This window comes from Viscerimonas tarda, from assembly GCF_054601255.1.
Map to the genome: position 1 here is coordinate 1 of NZ_BAAHWV010000089.1, position 3,277 is coordinate 3,277.

The 3,277-nt window shown below is 44.4% G+C and carries 4 protein-coding genes; all 4 read left to right on the forward strand.

Annotation, left to right across the window (positions count from 1 at the left end):
- On the forward strand, positions 1 to 465 hold a 465-nt coding region (locus ACYPWY_RS15765; protein ID WP_459686501.1), incomplete at its 5' end, for a tyrosine-type recombinase/integrase.
- Positions 466 to 616: 151 nt separating this feature from the next.
- Positions 617 to 1,777 (forward strand): hypothetical protein, encoded by a 1,161-nt coding sequence (locus ACYPWY_RS15770; RefSeq protein WP_459686502.1) that lies wholly within the window; start codon positions 617 to 619, stop codon positions 1,775 to 1,777.
- 42 nt (positions 1,778 to 1,819) lie between these two features.
- Complete coding sequence (locus tag ACYPWY_RS15775; protein WP_459686503.1) at positions 1,820 to 2,728, forward strand: hypothetical protein; 909 nt, start codon at positions 1,820 to 1,822, stop codon at positions 2,726 to 2,728.
- A 16-nt stretch (positions 2,729 to 2,744) separates the two neighbouring features.
- A partial coding sequence (locus ACYPWY_RS15780; RefSeq protein WP_459686504.1) for an HsdM family class I SAM-dependent methyltransferase occupies positions 2,745 to 3,277 on the forward strand: 533 nt, incomplete at its 3' end.

Genomic DNA, 3,277 nt, shown 5'->3' on the forward strand with positions numbered 1-3,277 from the left:
TGCGCGGGACTGAGGGCTTCGGACGTGCTTTCCCTGAAATGGAAAGACATACTGAACACGGACACGCTTGGCAAACTTGAACAAAAAACGCAGAAAGGCAGGCAAATCATATTGAACGAAAGCGTGAGGGAGAAAATTTTGGAACTCTACAAGCTGCTGGGAAGCCCCGGCAGGGAACTTCCGGCAGTCTGCAATCCCAAGACGAAAGCGCCGTATTCGCTGGAATATATTAACCGGCAACTGAAAGTTTTCCGCGTCCGCTACCGCCTGCCTGCCAAGGCATTTTCTACCCACACATTCCGCAAAACTTTCGGACGTTTCGTTTATGAATCTAACGGACGCTCGGCGGAATCCCTTATCCTGCTCAACACCATTTTCCGCCATTCAAACATAGAAGTAACCAAACGCTATATCGGCATCCGGCAGGATGAAATAAATCAGGTTTTCAATTCCATAAAATTTTAGATGCCCCTGTAAACCTCTCCGTAGGAAGATTTACAGAGCATGGTGGGAAACATTGGAATCCGCCATTACCGGCAAAGGTATTCCATATTGTGAATATTTGGAAGATAACCGGTAAAGATAAATTCACATACAAACTAAATTTCAAAGAAAGATGAAACATGTAGTAAGCAACGCCATGGTCGCCCATTTATGGTCGCACCAGAGTCAGGACAATGCAAGAACCGGCGACAGACGGTTTTACTTTGAAGAAAAGGACATTTATTCCTACGGCTCCCATTTCCGCTGCGCCTCTGTTGTGGAAAACCAAAAAGGGGAAAGTGCCTACCTTATAACAACAAGAACCTATTCTTCTTCCACGCGCCGGCATATACAGTATGTCCGGTCGGCTATCCCGCATAACAGCCGGATATTCCATACCGCGCGGAAGGTAACGACAAAGCAGGGAAAACTTGACAAACAGAATTACCGCCATGCCCTGTTTTACATTATCGACCAACTCAAGAGTATAGATACCTGCATTGCCAAACAGACCAAAGCAAGACTTCAGGACTATTCGGGGGATGTAAGGGAAAGCCTGATAAACATAAGCCGGTGGATAAACTTCTGGGGCTTGGACAAACGTCAAAAATCAGCGGACGGAAAATTCCTGCCTCCTGTAATAAATGCTTTGCTGAGCGAGAAGAAAAGCGACATTGACGCATACTGGATGCTGACGGGCGAAAGGTCATACTATTCATATTATACGCCTGTTTCCGATGAATCGCGTTTACAGGGATTATTGAAGCTAATTGCAGATGCAGGCTTGCTCCAATCTTCCGCAAACAATGATTTCGATGCCGGAGTCCTGCAATTATTCAACGAGTGGTCGGGCAATAAGGAAATATGGCTTAAATTCAATGCAAGGCGGCAACGGCAATTCGACGCCCTGCAAAAGCAGCGGGAAGAAGAAGAACGTGTCTGCCGCATGACGTTTGAACAGCGACGGGTTTCATGGAAGCAGGGCAATACTGCTATCAGGTGGATAGATGTACCGTCAAGTTACGGCTTCAATACTATCCTCCGCGTCCGCAAGGGCAATGTCGAAACTTCCAAAGGCATAACCATTGCCCCGGCTGAAGCGGTGCGCCTTTGGTCCCTGGTACACCGTTTCCACGAAAATGAAACCGAATTTCACAAGGATGTGGTACACGACAGCAACCATAACAAATGGGCTATCAGCTCTTACCGCAACGATATTCTTACCGCAGGCTGCCACAGCATTGCATACGCCGAAATGCAGGAAATAGCCGAACAATTGGGTCTGGCAGCGTGAAATACAGATAGAAAATAACAATCAGCAAATAGAAGTTAATTTATGAAAACAACAGAAAACACAGAAAATTTACTTGGTGTTTTTGACACAATTCAAGTCCGGAACGAAGAAAAAATATCCCAACAGGATAGACTGTTTTGCAAAACACAGCAAGAAGCAGTCAATCAAGCGCTTTTACAGCTTGACAGTTGGTACGCTTTCTTTCAGGAAAGACTACCTGAATATGCCAATACATGGAAATTCGATTTTCAACCCAATGGTACAGTTAGATGGACTACAATATATACCGGCTTGGCTGTAGAAGCTCGAAGCTATCATCAGTATGCGTTTACTCCATTTGAATCCATCAACGAAATTGTAAAAAACCGATGGCAGACGATTGACAAATTTTCCAACAATATCATCCACTATTTCAATGAAACCTATAATGTGTCTGTCCCTGTGCCCGAAATGGATAAAGAAAATTTATCAATATCCTTTCAGCCGGAATACATGACTTATGTGGATATGGTCATCGCTCACCTGGGCGGTCGCGGTTTCCGTGAAACAGCCGAAGAAGAACTGATAAACATGTTTCATCAAACCGTTCATCGCTACGAACGGCATGATTTGCCCGAATTAAAAGCCGGGAGCATCATCTTTAAGGATTTACTCCGTTTTGATAATTTCTATCTTCAATACAACCAATACAAGATTGGATGGGAGCAGGAAGCACATATTTCCCGTTTATGCTCCGGTCTTGTATTTTATGCTCACAAGCGGCTCAACGGTGATTCCGGCATTATCTGCGGTTATGACAGAAATAATGTGAACATTACCGACCGGTACAATCTTTCCACCTCTCCTGCCGAACAATTGAAATTCTACAAAAACGGACGGGTGGATGTCAGATTCAAGGATGCAGCCTCAGCCGAAGAATGTTTCAAGAAGTTAAAACTACACGAACTCTAAATTACTGTTATTTACCATGAGTTATTCTATTATTCCACAGCAAATACCGCAAGAGCAACGGTCGGAAATCAACGAGAAAATCATTTTCTGCATTGACACCGGAAACAATCAAGTGCCTGCCGAAACAATTTACAACTGTTATACCGGCATCGGAGGCTTGCACAGCCTGAAACAGGAAGATTTTCCCAATTTCCACGAATATACTGTCGCCAAGAAAAAAATCGAAATGGGACAGTTTTTTACCCCTCACTCCATTTGCAGGCAGATGGTGGAACTCGTTTCGCCTGAACCGACCGATATGATTTTGGATATGTGCTGTGGAATGGGAAATTTCTTCAATCACTTGCCAAACCTGTTCAACACCTGCGGTTTCGATATCGAACCCAATTCCGTCAAAGTAGCCAAACACCTATATCCCGATGCCAATATCGAATGTATAGACATCCGCCGTTATGCACCGGAGCAACGTTTCGATGTGATTATCGGCAATCCGCCCTTTAATTTGGACTGGAACGGAAAACTGTCGCAATATTATTACTGCAACAAAGC